Genomic DNA, 16,993 nt, shown 5'->3' on the forward strand with positions numbered 1-16,993 from the left:
TAGACCGCTAAGCACTAATTGCTCAGCGGTGCTTGTTTGTTGAGGTGGATTACTTTGGCGTAGTGGTAAGTTCAGGCTCCCAACCATTCAAAATATTAAACCGCTTATAAATATCCATTTTTTCTACGCCAAGCTGGGGGCGTTGTTCGTTAATCGCGTAGCCCGGGCCGCTGCTGCCATATTCTGCAAAGCGGGCATCGTTGATAGGGTCGAATTCTTTTCTGCCGCCTTCTTTGGTTGAACCGCCCATGGAGGCCCAGCCGGTTGTGGTGATGTGGGCGTCCATCCAGGTGTTGATAAACACGGCTTTACCGATGGCGAAGGGGTTGGCATAGCGGCCATCGTCAAAGGTAGTGGTGGGATGCCAGGGTCTGCCCAGTGGCACGGAGTTGTCCGGTACGCCTTCTTCACGCAGCAGTTTGCAGTTTACGAAGGTCAGGCCGAAGGTATCTGAAATCAGCGTGCTGGGGGCGGTGATGTAGCCGGTGATGTCCATGTCTTTCCCTCTGGGGCGGGAATAGATACTGACGTTATCGAAATAGGCATTGCCGTCACCGAAAATGAAATCCACATTGCCCCTGATCTCGCCGCCTTTGAAGTAACTGCGTCCGCCACGCACGTAAAGGGTGTCCTGATAGCCGAGCAGGGCAACGTTCTTGATAAAGGTTTTGTCGGTGTATTCTGAAATTTTAAGGGCCACTGCCTGCATACCGGACACTCTGGCCGGGTCGCTGCTTTCTCTGGCATCTTCAGTTAAAAAGTCGAAGCCGTTTTCGATAGTGAGGTTGGCAATGTGTACGCCGGGGCGGGTAATTTCCACAGTGGCACTGCGTGAGGTGCCCCAGTGTTCTTCACTGCCGCGGGTAACGGCTTTGCCGGCGTAGCGGTCGAATACAATTTTGGTCTGATCCATACCGGCACCGATAAGGGTGATGCCGGGCTTATCTATCACCACGCGCTCGTAGTATTCCCCGGGCGCAACGCCGATGGTCCAGCCGCCCTCCTGCGGGGCGGCGTTAACGGCTTCCTGAATGGATGAATAATGTGTTTCGTCGATGGCGGTACTGGCCACAATGGCATCAGCAGTGACAGATTCAGGTAAAAAGCGTTCCGGCTTCTCGCTGCTGCATCCTGCTAACAGTACGACCAACAACAAACAACATATTCTAGACATCAGGGAGTTCCACGGTTTTTCCGTTCACACGGATATTTTGCTGAGAGATATTATCTATATTCTCAATTATGGATTTTTTATCAACCTTCGTGAATATCAGATTTTTCAGCGACACGCCGGTAATGGGTGTGTGATCGTACCCGCGCAACACAAAAGCCCGTTCGGCATGTTGCACATACAGGTTCTCGATGGTGATATCTTCCAGCTTGGGCGTGAACTCACCCACATCGCCTTCTTCATAGAAGAAGTTAATGACTACCGCATCTTTTACCTGGCCCACACGAAACTGACGGTAGTTCAGGTTCTGCAGGTGTCCGCCACGGATAGAGTTGGTTTTAATGCGTACGGCACGGTCGAGATCCGGACTGCTCATTTCACAGTTCTGTGCATACAGGTTACGCACGCCGCCAGAAATTTCACTGCCAATTACCACACCGCCATGACCGGCTTTCATGGTGCAGTCGTTAATGAGGATGTTTTCACAGGGCTGTGCCACACGGCGGCCATCAGCATTACGGCCCGATTTAATGGCAATACAATCATCCCCTGTATCGAATGTACAGTTCTCGATAAGTACATCGGTACAGCTTTCCGGATCGCAGCCGTCAGAATTGGGGCCATAGCTGTGACAGTATATATCCCGCAGAGTCACATTGGTACACAGTACCGGGTTAACCAGCCAGAACGGGGAGTTACGGATAGTCACGCCGGAAATCAGCACGTTCTTACAGCGGTAAGGCTGAATGAAAGGCGGGCGCAGATAGTTTTCTTCAAACACACGCTCTGCCACCGGCACACCGTCTTCGGCCATCTGACGCAGCACATCGCGGGTGTATTTCTGGTTTGCCACGGGATGATCGCCCCATTTGGCTTCTTTCCATTTACCTTTCCACGGCCACCAGTTTTCCGGGCTGCCGCCGCCTTCCAGTGTCCCTTCACCGGTAATCGCCACGTTGGTTTCTTCAAAGGCGTAAATCAGCGGGGAATAGCCCATCAGTTCAGTGCCTTCCCAGCGGGTGAACACATAAGGCTTGTAAAGCTCAGGCTCGGGAATGAAATGCAGTACCGCGCCTTTGGCAAGATAAAAATTGATATTGGATTTTAAATGCACGGGGCCGGTATAGAATTCGCCTGCCGGCACTTCAACGGTACCGCCGCCTTGCGCAGCTACATCGCTGATGGCATCGCGGATAGCCTGTGTGGCATCTGCCTGACTGCTGCTTTCACTGGCTGGCTTTGCGCCGTATTCAGTAATGCTGACATGCAGCGGCGGAAATTCTGGTGCACGGATACGCTGACGGATGCGGCGGGCATCATCGTTCCAGTCGAAATCGCCGGTGGCCACAGGTTGCGTGAAAGTTTGCGTAACACTGCTGCAGCCTGATAACCCCAGGAAACCTGCGGTGGCGGCACTGCTGCCGGTTAATTTAAGTAAGTTGCGTCGGGATGCTTGAAAACCCATTATTGATTAACTCCGGATGCTATCTGGCTTAAGAAGGCGTGGATCCGCTCTGCGGTTTCTGTGAGATACGGTTCAAACAGCCAGAATGTGTGGATATTGTTGTCGTACTGATAATACTTGCTGGCAATGCCGTGGCTGCTGAGTTTGTCGAGCACTTCGTCTTTGCCGGCGGTAAAGCGCATCTGGCCGCTGCTGATGATAAGCATGGGCGGCGAGTCTGCATCGATATGTTTGGCGGTGGATGCCTCTGCCCAGCGTTCAGGCAGCGTTTCATACGCGCCGCCGAACCACATGCCGGCAGCGGATTTATCTTTGCGCTTGTTTTCACTGGCAAGGGCTAAGGGGTGGGTGAAATCCAGCACGCCGTCAAGGTCGACGACAGCGTTTACGCGCACGGCGTCTGCTGAATGTTCACCCTTAAACAGGGTGGTGTTGGCGGTATTACCAACCAGTGCGGCCATATGACCGCCGGAAGAGCCGCCGCCCAGGGCAATTCTGGTCGGGTTGAATCCCCAGGCAGCAGCATGCTCTTTTGCAAACGCCAGTGCGTCGTTGATGTCTTCAAGCCCGGCAGGGTATTGCGCTTCCATGGATAACCGGTACTCAGGAGAGATCACCACATAACCTTGCTGAGCCAGTAAATTCGCCAGCGGGTAGAAATGGCTTTTATTGCCTGAACGCCAGCCGCCACCGTGAATGAACATAATTGCCTGATCATTGGCTTTTCCGGCGGCGGGCAAAAATACATCCAGATGCAGTTCACGGCCATCTGCCACTTTATAACGGCGGTCGAATAACACCTGCTGACCTTCAGTGAAGGAGAGTACCGGCTCTTTCAGCTCAGGATGTTCATCCCGATAGGCATAGAAGCGCTGGGAAATGCTGTAGCTGTCGTCCACGGGATAATCTTTGGCGCTCACAGGCACGCTGCCGGCGGCACAAATCGCGCACAGGGCTGCGGCTGTGAGGCGGCGAAGCCGTGCACTGACATCAGATTGTGGCATGAAAGCCTGTAACATGATTAAGGTCTCCGTCGCGGCAGAAATCTGAAGTAGTTCACCTTCAGCGATGCCGGGGCGCTTTGTTGTGCATCAGACAGTTCATCAGTCATTGCGGCGTCTGCATCCGCAGACACACTGAACAGGCCGGTTTTCGCGCCGACCCAGCGGCCGCGTCTGGCTTTAAACTGTTCGCCCACCACCGTAAAGCGTGTTGCATTAGCGCTCTGCGCGCCGCTTCCGGCGGCTTCTGCGTTAACGCGGTAACTGAATATGGCGGTGGCATCACCGGCCATCACGTAGCGCAGTTCGATGGTTCTGGCGGTGGCATTGTCATCTGCTGTTCCATTTTCACTGAACAGTGCATTTACCGGGCCATAGTCGTGTACTGACTCGTCGCAACCGGTGCGGGCGTTTTTACACTGCACGTAAACCAGGTGGGTTTCACCGTCCACGGGTTTTACTCCGATCCAGGCATAATCTTCACCGAACAGCAGCAATCCGCCTTCGGCCTGTGCGCCGTCTTCCTGCAGAATGATTTCAGCACGCACGTCGTAGGTCAGCGCCGGCAGCTTTTGCAGTAATAATGAAGGTGTAGACCAGAGATTATCGCCGGTGGTGGTGATTTTGGGTTGTGCCGGTAAGGTAAGCACGCCGGACTGCTTGTCGATGCTGTACCAGTCACGTTCCCAGTTGGCATTCCACTGCCACTGAATGCCCAATTCGTCATTGAATTCATCAGTCGCGGGCTGAGGTTTCACTTCGCCAGGGATGTCTGTCAGTGGTTTTTTCCAGCGGTACACCGGTTCGCCGGTACCGTCACCGTCTTTATCTTCACCGATAACAGGCCAGTCGTTTTCCCAGTACATGGGCTGCAAATGCACAATGCGGCCGTATGCCTTGCGGGACTGAAAGTGAATAAACCAGTCTTCGTTTTTATTAGTGTGGATCCATGAACCCTGATGGGGACCGTTAATGAGCGTGTCGCCCTGGTCCATCACGGTTCGGGGTGTATAAGGGCCGGCGATGTTGTCAGAACGGAACACCGACTGCCAGCCGGTCTCCACGCCGCCGGCCGGGGCGAAAATGTAATAGTAGCCGTTACGTTTATAAAATTTGGGGCCTTCCAGTGTGCGGTAGCCGTCAATGGCATTGCCATCGACCACATGGGTATACGTGTCGCTTACCTGTGAGGCATCACCGGACATTTCCCGTAAGCTGAGCACATTATTAAAGCCGGCGCGGCTTTTTGCCCAGCCGTGCAGTAACCAGGCTTTGCCTTCGTCATCCCACAACGGGGTAGGGTCGATAAGGCCTTTGCCAGCGAGAATTAATTCCGGTTCGCTCCATTTACCGGCGGGATCGGCAGCGGTGGTCACGTAAATACCAAAATCGGGGTCAGGGTAAAAAATCCAGAACTTGCCGTCGTGATAACGGATATTCGGTGCCCATACGCCGTTACCGTGCTGCGGCGTGGCAAACACATCCAGTGGTACCTGCTGGGGCAGGGCGTAATTGATGAGTTCCCAGTTAACCAGATCGGTAGAGTGCAGCACCGGCAGGCCGGGGGCGGCGTTAAAGCTCGATGCTGTCATGTAATAGTGGCCGTTAACAGCCACTACGTCAGGGTCGGAATAATCAATATGCAGGATGGGGTTACGGTATTCACCGTTCTGCAAATCTGAAATCCACAGCCGCGGATCGTTTGCGTTATCTTCAGCGCTGCTTGCGGCTACCGCCGGCGATTTTGCTGCGGAAGACTGCGCATCTGCACAGCCTCCCAGTGCGGCAGTCGCTGCCATAACCGCCAGCGCTGGTGCGCAGGGCAGAGATTTCAGAGTATGCAGAATGCCCATGATTATTTTTCCAGTTCCAGTGCAGCCAGAATGAACGGGCCCACGCCTTTGGCGTCGTTAGCACGTACCGGTTCGCTGAGGTAGTAATCGAAAGAACCATCGCGGTAAGGGTTACCGCCAAGACCGGCTACGGCACAAATGTTGTTCAGGCTGATAACATTGTTCGCCGGGTCGACAGAAATCATCTGATCTTCCATACCGGCAAAGCCTTTTTTCGCATACGCCATGTAGCTTTCAGGCAATACATTCATGTTCACAGCTTTGGCAATGGCGTAAGTCAGCATGGCAGTACCGGAACCTTCCAGGTAGTTACCTTTCTTGTCGCCAAGATCCGTTACCTGATACCACGCGCCGGTTTCATCCTGATATTTCACGGCCTGGTCTACAAAGTTCTGCAGACGGGATACCAGCCATTCACGTTTTTTATCCTGCGAAGGCACAACTTCCAGTACATCTACAATGGCCATGGCATACCAGCCTAATGCACGTGACCAGTGATTAGCAGAAAGGCCGGTGCCTTTGTCTGACCATTTCTGATCCCGCGACTCATCCCAGCCGTGACGTGGCAGACCGGTTTTGTCGCTGTACAGGTGTTTTTCAATCAGCTCAAACTGCTTGTACACATCGTTAAGTTCTTCAGGGTTACCGTAACGCATGATGTATTCGGCATAGAAAGGTGCGCCCATGTACAGGCCGTCCAGCCACATTTGTGACGGATAACGCTTCTTGTGCCAGAAACCGCCTTCGCTGGTGCGGGGATGGTCGTTCAGCTGGTCGCGCAGGGTGTCGGCGGCCAGTTTATATTTTTCATCACCGGTTTCGTCGTACAGGAAGAACAGCACTTTGCCCGGGTTGATCATGTCGATATTAAACTTGCTGCGGACGTAGGTATTGATGGTGCCGTCTTCATTCACAAAACGGTCGTAGTAGTTTTTGATGTAGGTGAAATACTTCTGATCACCGGTTTTTTCATACAGTTTGGAGAACGCCAGCAGGTTCAGACCATGCACATAGTCCCATTGGGGCGCTTCATCCCAGTCGATCATCCACGCTTCAGGAAAGCGTACCATTTCCGATTCGGCCATACGTACAGACCAGGGCTGGGTGTTGTCTAAGTAACTTGATGAATCCGCTGCCATAACACTGGCCGGGGCGGTGCAGGCCGCCGCGATAAGCAGTACGGAACTAAAGAACTTACGCATGGAGATCTCCAAAAATTAACAATTTAAATACTTAACGTGCTACCGGTAGCATAATGAGGGGGGAGATGTATGTTGTCAAGTTGTTATAGGTAGTGCGTAAGGGTTAACATTCATCCCCTGTGATCTATATAAGCAGGGCGCCACGTGGCTTTCATCTCCATACGAATCAATTGGTCTAGCCAATTACCCGGCGGCATATCCGGCGCTTTATTAGTCTTAAGTATTAGTTAAACTGTTGTTTACAAAAAATACACAAAAAGTGTTGCCACCGGTAGCAATTGGATCTAGGATGTAAAACAAATGTAAGGCAGGCCTCTGTATCTACCACAGCCTTACATGGAAAAATAATAGCCACGACAGGTAAAACCCTGTGAACGTGGCAGAGAGGATCCGGGCTGCACGGAACATGACATGTAAGTGTAGCGAAATAAAAACGTAGAAAGACCCGTGAGGAATACTCATGAAATTTGCCAAAGGTTTTAAGAAAGCGCCACTCAGCTTAGCCGTTACCACCGCAATTGTAACTTCCGTATCTGCCTGGGGACAAACAGCTCCCGCCACACCGGCAGATGACGACATCGAAGTTATTTCGGTTCGTGCCACCAGTTACGCAGACAGCCTGGCGAAAGCCCTGTCTCTGAAGCAGTCATCAGCCGGTGCCGTAGACACCATTCTTGCAGAAGACATTGCTGACTTCCCTGATCAGAACCTGGCGGAAGCGCTGCAGCGTTTGCCGGGCGTAGCGATTACCCGTGAAGCCGGTGAAGGCCGGGAAATCACCGTACGGGGCCTGAACTCAACGTTCACCCGTGTGCAGTTAAACGGTATGCAGGCCCAGTCGCTGGCTGCCGGTACCGGTGGTGTACGAACCAGCCGTGGTTTCGACTTTAACGTATTCGCCTCTGAACTGTTTAATCAGTTAAGTGTGCATAAAACTACCTCGGCAAAATTAGATGAGGGTTCCTTAGGAGCAACGGTATCTCTGCGTACCGGTCGTCCTTTCGATTTTAATGAAGATGTTGTGGCGGTAAACGCACAGGGTTCATATAACGACCAGTCTTCCGAGCTGACTCCGCGCTTATCCGGTCTGGCGTCATGGACCAATGAAGATGACTCCTTCGGTGTGTTATTCTCGGCTTCATTGTCGCAACGTATCGTCAATAACGCCGGTTCAGACACGGGCCGCTGGGAAGATGACACCTTCGGTGCGTGTTCAGCCTGTGACTCAGAAGCCGATGTGGCTGCCGTCAGCAGTGCATGGCACCCGCGCTTCCCGCGCTTTGCGGATAAAACGCACGATCAGGACCGCGTTGGTTTAACTGCTGCTGTGCAGTTTGTACCTTCTGACGACACACTGATTTCAATTGATGCCCTGTATGCAAACATTGATTCACGCCGTGACGAGCCGTTCATGGAAGCGATTTCTCTTGCACGTACCGGTGCCACCGGTGTCCAGCAATCAGACGTGACCGCCTATCAGATTGACGGCAACAACACCATGTACGCCGCGACCATTGCTGATGTTGATGTGCGTTCTGAGTTCTTTGTGGCTGAGTGGGAATCTGAATTTACCCAGTTCAGTGTGAACATCGACCATCACTTTACTGATGAACTGAGCATGAGTTTCCTGGCCGGTACGTCACAGTCGACGCTGGATAACCGCGAATCTACGGTTATTTACGAGCATTTCAGCGATAACGATGAACGTAAGATGCTGGAGTACGCAGAAGCGAGCTCAGCAGTAAGCTATGACTTCTCAGATATGCTGTCCCCGTCTATCGGCTACAGCTTCGATACGGCGAATCCGGCGAACTGGGAAGTCTCTGAATTCCGTGACCGTATTTATGATGCCGAAGCGTCGACAGACACAGCCCGTCTGGATTTGAACTACCTGCTGAATGATGAAGTGACGCTGAGCGGCGGTATCACCTGGCGTGAATACGGCTATGAAATTGCCGGTGTGCGTGCAGATGCGTCGTTCGCTTCCCGTGATGAAGCAGACGGTACAGTCGACGGCAACGCCTGCGGGATCAGTAACGTAGTCACAGACGCCGACGGTGAAGTGGTCTCTTTCGGTGGCCAGAGCTTCTTTATGGCTGACGGCGACAAGATCAACAACTTTGTAGACAGCGGTTGCTGGCCTTACAACGTGCGTCCGGGTGACACCCGCGCCGTAACGGAAGACAGCACAGGTATTTACGCTCAGGCCGATTTCAATACGGAAGTGGGTGACAAAGTACTGCGCGGTAACGCCGGTGTGCGTCACGTGAAAACGAACCTGGAATCTACCGGTATTATTAACGGTACTGAGGAAGTGACGGTTGAGCACGATTACACAGACACACTACCGTCTGTGAACCTGGCGCTGGAAATGACCGACGAGTTAATTCTGCGTGCAAGCTGGGCGAAAGTAATGTCCCGTCCGAATCTGGGTACGTTAAGCCCGGGCGGCAGCGTGTCGATTTTCGGTGACTACCGCGTGTCTTACGGTAACCCTTACATCGAGCCGTTCCGTGCTGATGCCACCGACTTTGCTGTTGAATGGTACTTCGACGAAGGCGCATTGCTATCACTGGCGTATTTCGTCAAAGATATCGAGTCGTTCCCGACTTCAGAGACAGAGTTCCTGAGCTGGGCTGAAACCGGCTTACCTGAGTCATTACTGGGCGCAGAGCGCGACAACCTGATTGATGAAACCTTTGAGGTTCGCCGTACTGTTAACGGTACCGGTGGCGACCTGAGCGGTTTTGAAATTCAGTATCAGCAGCCGCTGACCTTCCTGCCGGGCCCTGAGTGGATGCAGAAATTTGGTGTGCTGGCTAACCTGACACTGGTTGATTCTGAAGTGACTTACGGCGCAGACCGTACCGGCCCGCTGACCGGTCAGTCTGATGAATCAGCTAACTTCACGCTGTACTGGGAAGATGATGTATTCAGTGCCCGCCTGTCGGCGGCGTACCGTGGTGAGTTCTACACTAACCTCAGCAGCACAGACGAGCGTAAATGGCGCATTATGGATGCGACTACATACGTTGATTTCTCAACCAGCTATAAGATTTCTGAGAACTTAAAAGTTTCCCTTGAAGGTATTAACCTGACCGATGAAACCATTGATGAGTACATCGATGCGGATGCCATGCGCATCATCAACAGTCAGTCTACCGGGCGACAATTCTTTCTGGGCGTGAGCTACAGAATGTAACACAGTGGTAGTGTGTCCCTTGGGCCATCAGTAATGATGGCCTTTTTTCGTTTAACATAAGGATTTTTCATGAAAAAGCTGATTCTTTCTCTCTTCTTCGCAGCAACGGCTTTCAGCGCTGCAGCGCAGGATCCCACCCGCACGACGTTGCACCTCATCGGCGATTCCACCATGTCCATCAAACCAAACCTGGCTTACCCGGAGCGCGGCTGGGGCATGTTATTACCGGCGTTTATTTCACCTGAGCTGGAAATTCTGAATCATGCAGCGAATGGCCGCAGCACCAAACGCTTTATTGATGAAGGGCGCTGGGGAAAGGCGTTGTCTGAAATGAAAGAAGGGGATTACGTGCTGATCCAGTTCGGCCATAACGATCAGAAGAAAAGTGACCCTGCCCGTTATGCCTCTGCAGACAAAGACTATCCGGCGTATCTGCACCGTTACATCAAAGATATCCGCGATAAAAAGGCCACACCGCTGATTGCCAGCTCTATTTGCCGCCGTCATTTTGATGAGCAGGGCAATCTGAAGCACACGCTGGATGACTATGTGAATGCGGCCCGCAAAGTGGCACAGGAAGAAAACGTCGCGTTCTTCGACATGAATAAGCACACCTGTGATTTCTTTGAACAGGAAGGGGATGCCGCCACCGTGAGATATTTCCTGCGCATTCCGCCAGGCCTTTACACCCGTTACCCTGACGGCAATGAAGACAACACTCACCTGAATACGCTTGGTGCCGCGCTGGTAGCTCAGTTCTTTATTAAGGATTTAAAAGCGCAGCAACACCCGCTGGCAAAATATGTGTACCGGGAAACGCTGTAAACGTGCGCTGAGCACGAATATCAGCAAGGAACGTGGCGTTCCTCTGCCATCACTTTACGGTGGCCGAGGACGCCGGCGTTAACACCTTCTGAACTTACCCCAAATCCAGGCGCACGAATGGCAGGGCGAACAGATACCGTGCTGCCGGTTTCGTTAATATCGAATTCCAGCATGCTTTCAAATCTGAAATCCTCAGGCAGGCGCACAAACTGACTGCTGCCGATCTTGTACAACATATCTTTATCCATGGTCTGTTACTTTGACAACGTTATATTAGAAAAGTAGTAGAGCCCGGAGGGAAGTCAAGCGGGGAGCTGATTAAATAACCCTGACCCGATAAATTCTCACCGTCACAAAACCTTCATCAAAAAAACTGTCTGCTTTTTTCGTCTGTTGACTCATTACATGTGTTACCCGCGCGCACCGGTACGTTCACCTTTTACTTTGCACATTTAGGAACACACATGACAAACCGATTTATGAAAACCACACTTGCGTTAAGTGTACTGTCGGGTTTAACGGGCATGACGCCAGCCATGGCGCAGCAAGCCCCCGCCGCAGACGATTCTCTTGAAGTGATCGAAGTGACCTCATTTCGTCGCTCGTTGATTCAGGCAAAAGACCTGAAGAAAGATGCAATTATTTCCCGCGATACCATTTTAGCCGAGGATATTGCAGATTTTCCTGACCTTAACCTCGCTGACTCGTTACAGCGGGTACCGGGGGTGACTATCACCCGTGAAGGCGGCGAGGGCCGTCAAATCTCTCTTCGCGGACTGGGACCTGATTTTACCCGTGTGCAGGTAAACGGTATGGAAGCCATGGGGACGTCAGCGTCACCCATGGATGCCCGTGGCGGAGTAAGCCGGACCCGGGGCTTTGATTTCAACGTTTTTGCTTCCGAATTGTTTAACCGTATTGATATCAGCAAAACCTACTCAGCGGATCAGGAAGAAGGCGGTATTGGTGGTACGGTAGGTTTGTTTACCGCTAAGCCTTTTGACTACGATGGCTTTAAAAGCGCTTTGTCTGTGCGGGGCGGCTACAACAGTAACAGTGAAGAAACCGATCCGCGTATGGCTGGTTTGATTTCTAATACGTGGGACAAATTTGGTGCTCTGGTATCGGTAGCTTACAGTCAGCGACATACCGCTGAATACGGTACCAACACCACACGTTGGCGTCGCGAAGGTGGCAAAACAGCGGCCGACCCGGCGAATACAGATCTGCAAGCCGGTTTAGATTCAGGAGAGTTGTGGTTTCCCCGCGGGCACCGTTTTTCCCGTTGGAATAACACGCAGGACCGGCTGGGCATAACCGCTGCTTTTCAGTATAAACCCTCCGACTCGCTTTCCTTCACGCTTGATATCATGCATGCAGAACTGGAAAACAATACTGATGAACATCACTCGGCCGTGAAGGACAATAGCGTAGTTTCTGATCTCATCTGGGAAGAAAACAATGGCCAGAAAGATGTGGTGTATGCCATGTACGAGGATGCAACCTGGCGCAATGAAAACTCACGACGCTACAACGAATCAGTGTTTGACCAATACACATTAACCATGGACTGGACGATTACCCCGGCGTTGTATGCCACCGCGGTGATAGGCACAAGTTCTTCTGATTTTGACCAGCCCGAAGTGATTAAGTCGAATATCCATGCAAAAGGTATCGTCGATATCGCAACCGATTTCAGACAAGACCGCTTTTACGGCATTAGCTCGTCGCCTGATTTCGATACGACGCAAATCGACGGCTATGAGATGAAAGACATCTACCTGCAGGAAGACTACATCACCAACGATTTTGGTACCGCAAAAGTAGATTTTACTTACCTTACTGGTGATACCGGCGAATTGCAGTTTGGTGTGAATTACAAGAAATTCGAAAACTCTGCCTGGCAGTTAACCCAGAGTAATGCGCAAAACATCGCGCCACAAAATACAGGTGTCACGGCCTTAAATGATACACTTGTTAATGTATACAACGAGCATCCTGACACCAACTGGTTGCAAGGTGATCTGGACGCGTTACTTAATTTCTATGGCCTGACAGGCTACCAGATTGATGACGGCGGGTTAACGCAAAACGATAAATCTCCCGTTACCGAAGAAACGCTTGCCATGTACGTGCAATACGGTTGGGAAACGGAGCTGGCGGGTAAGCCCCTGTTAGTCAGCGCGGGTCTTCGTTATTTCGAAACCGATATTACCGCAGCCGGTATTTCTTCCGGGGTCGCTATCGAAACCACCCATTCTTATTCTGACGTACTGCCAACCTTAAACGTTGTTTATGAACTGCAGGACAATATTCTCTGGCGCGCAGCGGCAAGTAAGAACATTACCCGGCCGTCTTTAGGCTCACTCAGTTACAACGCGTCAGTGTCACAAACCTCAGGCGAGGCAATTACCAGCGTAACCATGGGAAATCCCATGCTGGAGCCGTTCAAGTCTTTGAACCTGGATACGGCACTTGAATGGTATTTTGATGAGGTGGGTTATGCCGCTGCAGCTATCTTCTATAAAGATATCGACAACTTTATTGTCGATACTACCAGTGAGGTGGTGTATTCCTCATTAGGGTTACCTGCTGAATTACTGCCTGCAGACAAAACCGTTGATAGCCTCTTTTACTTGCAACGCCCGGAAAATATGGATGCATCGAAAATAAAAGGTGTGGAGTTAACCTTTTCGCGAGACCTGGATTTTCTGCCTGCGCCGTTTGACCACTTAGGTGTTATCGCAAACTATACTTACGCAGATGGTGATGCGCTGTACCGCAATATCTACGGTGAAACGGGCAACGACCAGGAAAAAGCATTTACCGGCTTATCGAAAAACAGCTACAACTTCACGATATACTACGAGCAGGAAGGGTGGGGCGCGCGCGTGTCAGCTGCCTATCGTAGTGCCTACCTCACGGGCGCATCATCGAGCGGTGATCAGGATGAGTCAGGCTATCATGGCACGACATTCATCGACTTCTCTTCATTCTATCAGCTTACCGACACAATTAAGCTGAGCTTTGAAGGCATAAACCTGACCGACGAACGTCAGGAGTTATACAGCGACTCTCATGATCGTGCTTACAACAGCACGACCAGCGGCCGCACTTATATGCTTGGCGCTACTATGCAGTTTTAAACCAGGCCGCATACCGGGCTGGACCCGGTATGCGTTTTTATAAAGGAGATTTACATGGTACTACAGCCTTTTCCGGTGGCAGTATTGGCTGGTGGATTACTGGTATTGTCAGCCTGCGTGTCAGTTGCGCCGGGCGATACGTCCGGCAATGACTTTTTACCTGATGACGGAAAGACCTGGTTAGCCGGCGATCACCATATTCATGGCAAGTTTAGCGCACAATGGAATTGGAATGATGATCCCCCGTCACCCATTTTTTTTGGTGATGCGCATTACTTTACTGCGTTAAATGCCAGAATGGCGGCATTTCATCAGCTGGACTGGATGGTGACCACCGATCACGGCGGCCCTAATCACAGTGTTATTAACCGCAATCTGGCTTATCCGGAACTTGTTGCCTCAAGAGCAGCAGTGCCGGACATCATGCAGTTTTACGGGATGGAATTTGACACTCCCGGCGCGCGGCACAGCACATTGATTATCCCGAAAAGTGAGCAGGAAGCGGATCAACTGTTTACGCTGGAAAGCCGGTATAACCGCAGAGAAATTTACCCGGACGAATCTCCCAGGGATACACAGGCGTTCATGTTAGAAGCGTTAACTGCTATGCAGAATATGTCGCCACGGCCGGTCCTGACAGTGAATCATCCTGCCCGGAAAGCTACCGGCTTGAATGAATATCAAAAGATTACTCCGCAGAGAATGCGCGAGTGGCAGGACACGGCACCGGATGTGGTAACCGGCATGACGGCTATTCCCGGCCATCAGGCTGCCACCATAAACCCTGACGGCTCGAATGATCCCGATGCGCCACGTGCAGAATATTTCGGCTATCCCACACATGGTGGCACTGACCAAATGTCGGCTGTCGTTGGCGGTGTGTGGGATAAGCTGTTGGCAGAGGGCCGCCGGTGGACGGTAACAGCGGTGTCTGATAGTCATGCGCATTACACCGAAGGCCGCACTGATTTCTGGCCAGGCGAATACGCCAAAACCTATGTACGGGCCACCCGTGACTACGACAGCGTGTTAGCGGGCATACGTGAAGGCAATGTATTTATTACCACTGGTGATTTAATTGACGAACTTTACGTCAGTATCCGCCAGGGGAAGCAGCGGGCAGATATGGGAGAGATGCTGAATCTGCACGGCGGGGAACCTGTTACCGTTACGGTTGCGTTTCACGACCCGCAAAGCGCTAACTTTAATCACCAGTTTCCTGCCGTCGCACGCCTCGATGTCATTTTTGGTGAGGTTGTGGGCACGTACCCTGAAACAGACAGCGCTCCAACCCGCGTGATCCGGCGTTTTTACCCGCAAGACTGGGAACAGCAGGGCGCGTATAAGGTTGTGCAATTTCAGATGCCTGCCCCTAACGGTAGTGCCTATGTACGTGTACGCGGCACAAATGTAAAAGATGAACTGGAACCGGAAGTTGATCCGGCGGGAGAAAACCCCTGGGACGACCTGTGGTTCTACAGTAATCCGGTTTATATTCAGTATGCTGATAATGGACTGGCGTTCCGCTGCAATGAATCTGTCACCGGCGCATGCGATGATAAGTGATCAACCAATTCATTTAGTCGTACCATCGCTGCATATGTCAGATAAAGCCTCCAGTCCCTCGTTGCAAGCACTGATCAATTCCAAAGTGCTTAAGCAATACTTGCACAGGCATTCCGTAAACAGCGAAGAAGCGGCGGACGTTTATCAGGAGTCCGTTGCCCGCGTGTTAGAGCAGTCCCGTGCATCGGTCATTGATAATCCTCTAGCTTATGCATTCCGTGTTGCCCGTAATCTGCTGGCGAAGCGCCGGACACACGAAACTTGTGACATTGAAGAGCAGCACTGTTACCGGCAGAACCCCGAACTCTATCTTGAAACGCAGCAGCGGATAGAGCTTATTGCTGAGGTGATTAATGCTATGCCGGAACAACGCAGGCGGGTTTTCGAGATGCGGCGTATTGAAGGTCAAAGCCGGCAAGACATTGCAGCGCGTCTGAATATCTCCGCTGAAGCTGTGACAAAGCATATTTCACGGGCAATGGCAGACATCCAACTGCAACTGGATAAGGCGGGTAAGTAATGGCAAATCAACAGGAACAAGTCTACCTGGAAGCCGGGGAATGGATTGACCGCCTTGCCGGTGGTGACTTGGATGCATTAAACCGGCACCGGTTCGTGCGCTGGTTAGAAAAAAGTGAGTTACACCGCGCGACGCTTGAAAAAATGATCGCTACATGGGAAGACCCGACCCTTCAAGCCGCCTTTGTTGCCGCTAAAAAAGCTTCATTACCATCTCGTAAACGTTCTTTAGTAACATGGGGGAGTGCCGTTGCAGCGTCATTGCTGGCTATTGCGATTATCTGGCCGGATTATCGGGGAGATACAGTAGCGCCTTCACCACAATTGATTACCGCCGCACATGAAGCATTAAGTGATGGCAGTGAGGTGCAATTGCAGCCCTCCAGTGAATTAGCCGTGTTATTTTCGGATGATACGCGTTATTTAAACCTGAAAAAGGGCCAGGGGTATTTTGATGTAGCCAAAGATCGCAGCCGGCCTTTTGTTGTGAAAGTCGGTTTATCTTCAGTCACAGCGGTGGGTACAGCGTTTAACATTGACCGGCAGGAACAACGGGTAGATGTAGTTGTACACGAAGGTATTGTTGAAGTGCGCGGTAATGCAGACAGTGCGCCGCTTTTACTCAAGGCGGGCGAGCAACTGACTATCGAAAACGGGGTGGCGGGGCCTGTGGAGAAGATTGATCTGGCACAGCGGGTAGACTGGCGCACCGGATGGATTGAAGTTGAAGATGAGTCTCTGAATTATTTGTTTGAACGGCTAAACCGGTATGCGGAAAAGCCCATATTACTGGTGGACAGCCCGGTAGGAAATCGACGTGTTGCAGGGCGATTTAAATTGGAAGAAACGGCACAGACGTTAGCTATGTTGGGGTCATTGTATAACCTGGATATTGCTGACACACGCTCAGGTTATGAAATAAGCCGGCAAGCTGATTAATTCGCTATGAAGAACCGGAGCTTTAAGACGTTTGGAACCATGGTGTCATGCGTTTCAGGATGTTTTGTCTCCGGTTGCTTTATCTTCAGTTTTTCGCCGGTCTG

General features: G+C 51.6%; 12 protein-coding genes. 6 read left to right on the plus strand and 6 right to left on the minus strand.

Going from position 1 to position 16,993, the window contains the following annotated elements:
• Positions 1 to 49: 49 nt before the first annotated feature.
• Genes J3369_RS01955 through J3369_RS01975 form a run of 5 tightly spaced genes read right to left on the minus strand, consistent with a single transcriptional unit; the run spans position 50 to position 6,692 of the window.
• The gene (locus tag J3369_RS01955) at positions 50 to 1,174 is read right to left on the minus strand and encodes a pectinesterase family protein (RefSeq protein ID WP_349583176.1); all 1,125 of its coding nucleotides are present in this window, start codon (positions 1,172 to 1,174) and stop codon (positions 50 to 52) included.
• Positions 1,167 to 2,636, minus strand: coding sequence for a glycoside hydrolase family 28 protein (locus tag J3369_RS01960; protein WP_349583179.1), 1,470 nt, complete (start codon positions 2,634 to 2,636; stop codon positions 1,167 to 1,169). Before J3369_RS01960 ends, J3369_RS01955 begins: the two co-directional genes overlap by 8 nt.
• Positions 2,636 to 3,655 (minus strand): alpha/beta hydrolase fold domain-containing protein, encoded by a 1,020-nt coding sequence (locus tag J3369_RS01965; RefSeq protein ID WP_349583181.1) that lies wholly within the window; start codon positions 3,653 to 3,655, stop codon positions 2,636 to 2,638. Before J3369_RS01965 ends, J3369_RS01960 begins: the two co-directional genes overlap by 1 nt.
• A 2-nt stretch (positions 3,656 to 3,657) precedes the next feature.
• Complete coding sequence (locus tag J3369_RS01970) at positions 3,658 to 5,490, minus strand: glycoside hydrolase family 43 protein (RefSeq protein ID WP_349583184.1); 1,833 nt, start codon at positions 5,488 to 5,490, stop codon at positions 3,658 to 3,660.
• 2 nt (positions 5,491 to 5,492) lie between these two features.
• The gene (locus J3369_RS01975) at positions 5,493 to 6,692 is read right to left on the minus strand and encodes a glycoside hydrolase family 88/105 protein (RefSeq protein WP_349583187.1); all 1,200 of its coding nucleotides are present in this window, start codon (positions 6,690 to 6,692) and stop codon (positions 5,493 to 5,495) included.
• A 460-nt stretch (positions 6,693 to 7,152) separates the two neighbouring features.
• On the opposite strand from J3369_RS01975, the gene J3369_RS01980 reads away from it, so the two are divergent.
• Positions 7,153 to 9,894: a TonB-dependent receptor gene (locus J3369_RS01980; protein ID WP_349583189.1), complete on the plus strand. Its 2,742-nt coding sequence runs from the start codon at positions 7,153 to 7,155 to the stop codon at positions 9,892 to 9,894.
• A 69-nt stretch (positions 9,895 to 9,963) separates the two neighbouring features.
• Positions 9,964 to 10,719: a rhamnogalacturonan acetylesterase gene (locus J3369_RS01985; protein ID WP_349583192.1), complete on the plus strand. Its 756-nt coding sequence runs from the start codon at positions 9,964 to 9,966 to the stop codon at positions 10,717 to 10,719.
• Positions 10,720 to 10,739: 20 nt separating this feature from the next.
• On the opposite strand, the gene J3369_RS01990 is transcribed toward J3369_RS01985, so the two are convergent.
• Positions 10,740 to 10,967, minus strand: a complete 228-nt coding sequence (locus J3369_RS01990; RefSeq protein WP_349583195.1) for an AbrB/MazE/SpoVT family DNA-binding domain-containing protein — start codon at positions 10,965 to 10,967, stop codon at positions 10,740 to 10,742.
• A gap of 216 nt (positions 10,968 to 11,183) precedes the next feature.
• Here J3369_RS01990 and J3369_RS01995 point away from each other — a divergent pair, with 216 nt between their 5' ends.
• The 4 genes from J3369_RS01995 to J3369_RS02010 are packed head-to-tail and all read left to right on the plus strand — an operon-like array spanning position 11,184 to position 16,889.
• Positions 11,184 to 13,865 (plus strand): TonB-dependent receptor, encoded by a 2,682-nt coding sequence (locus tag J3369_RS01995; protein WP_349583197.1) that lies wholly within the window; start codon positions 11,184 to 11,186, stop codon positions 13,863 to 13,865.
• Between the two features lie 54 nt (positions 13,866 to 13,919).
• The gene (locus tag J3369_RS02000; protein ID WP_349583200.1) at positions 13,920 to 15,431 is read left to right on the plus strand and encodes a CehA/McbA family metallohydrolase domain-containing protein; all 1,512 of its coding nucleotides are present in this window, start codon (positions 13,920 to 13,922) and stop codon (positions 15,429 to 15,431) included.
• The gene (locus J3369_RS02005; protein WP_349583203.1) at positions 15,421 to 15,951 is read left to right on the plus strand and encodes an RNA polymerase sigma factor; all 531 of its coding nucleotides are present in this window, start codon (positions 15,421 to 15,423) and stop codon (positions 15,949 to 15,951) included. The genes J3369_RS02000 and J3369_RS02005 overlap by 11 nt, the downstream gene beginning before the upstream one ends.
• Positions 15,951 to 16,889 carry a FecR family protein gene (locus J3369_RS02010; RefSeq protein ID WP_349583206.1) on the plus strand — a complete coding sequence of 313 codons (939 nt, stop codon included), beginning with the start codon at positions 15,951 to 15,953 and terminating at the stop codon, positions 16,887 to 16,889. The genes J3369_RS02005 and J3369_RS02010 overlap by 1 nt, the downstream gene beginning before the upstream one ends.
• The last annotated feature ends 104 nt before the right edge of the window (positions 16,890 to 16,993 follow it).

The organism is Alteromonas sp. NFXS44, assembly GCF_040148705.1.
Lineage (GTDB): Bacteria > Pseudomonadota > Gammaproteobacteria > Enterobacterales > Alteromonadaceae > Alteromonas.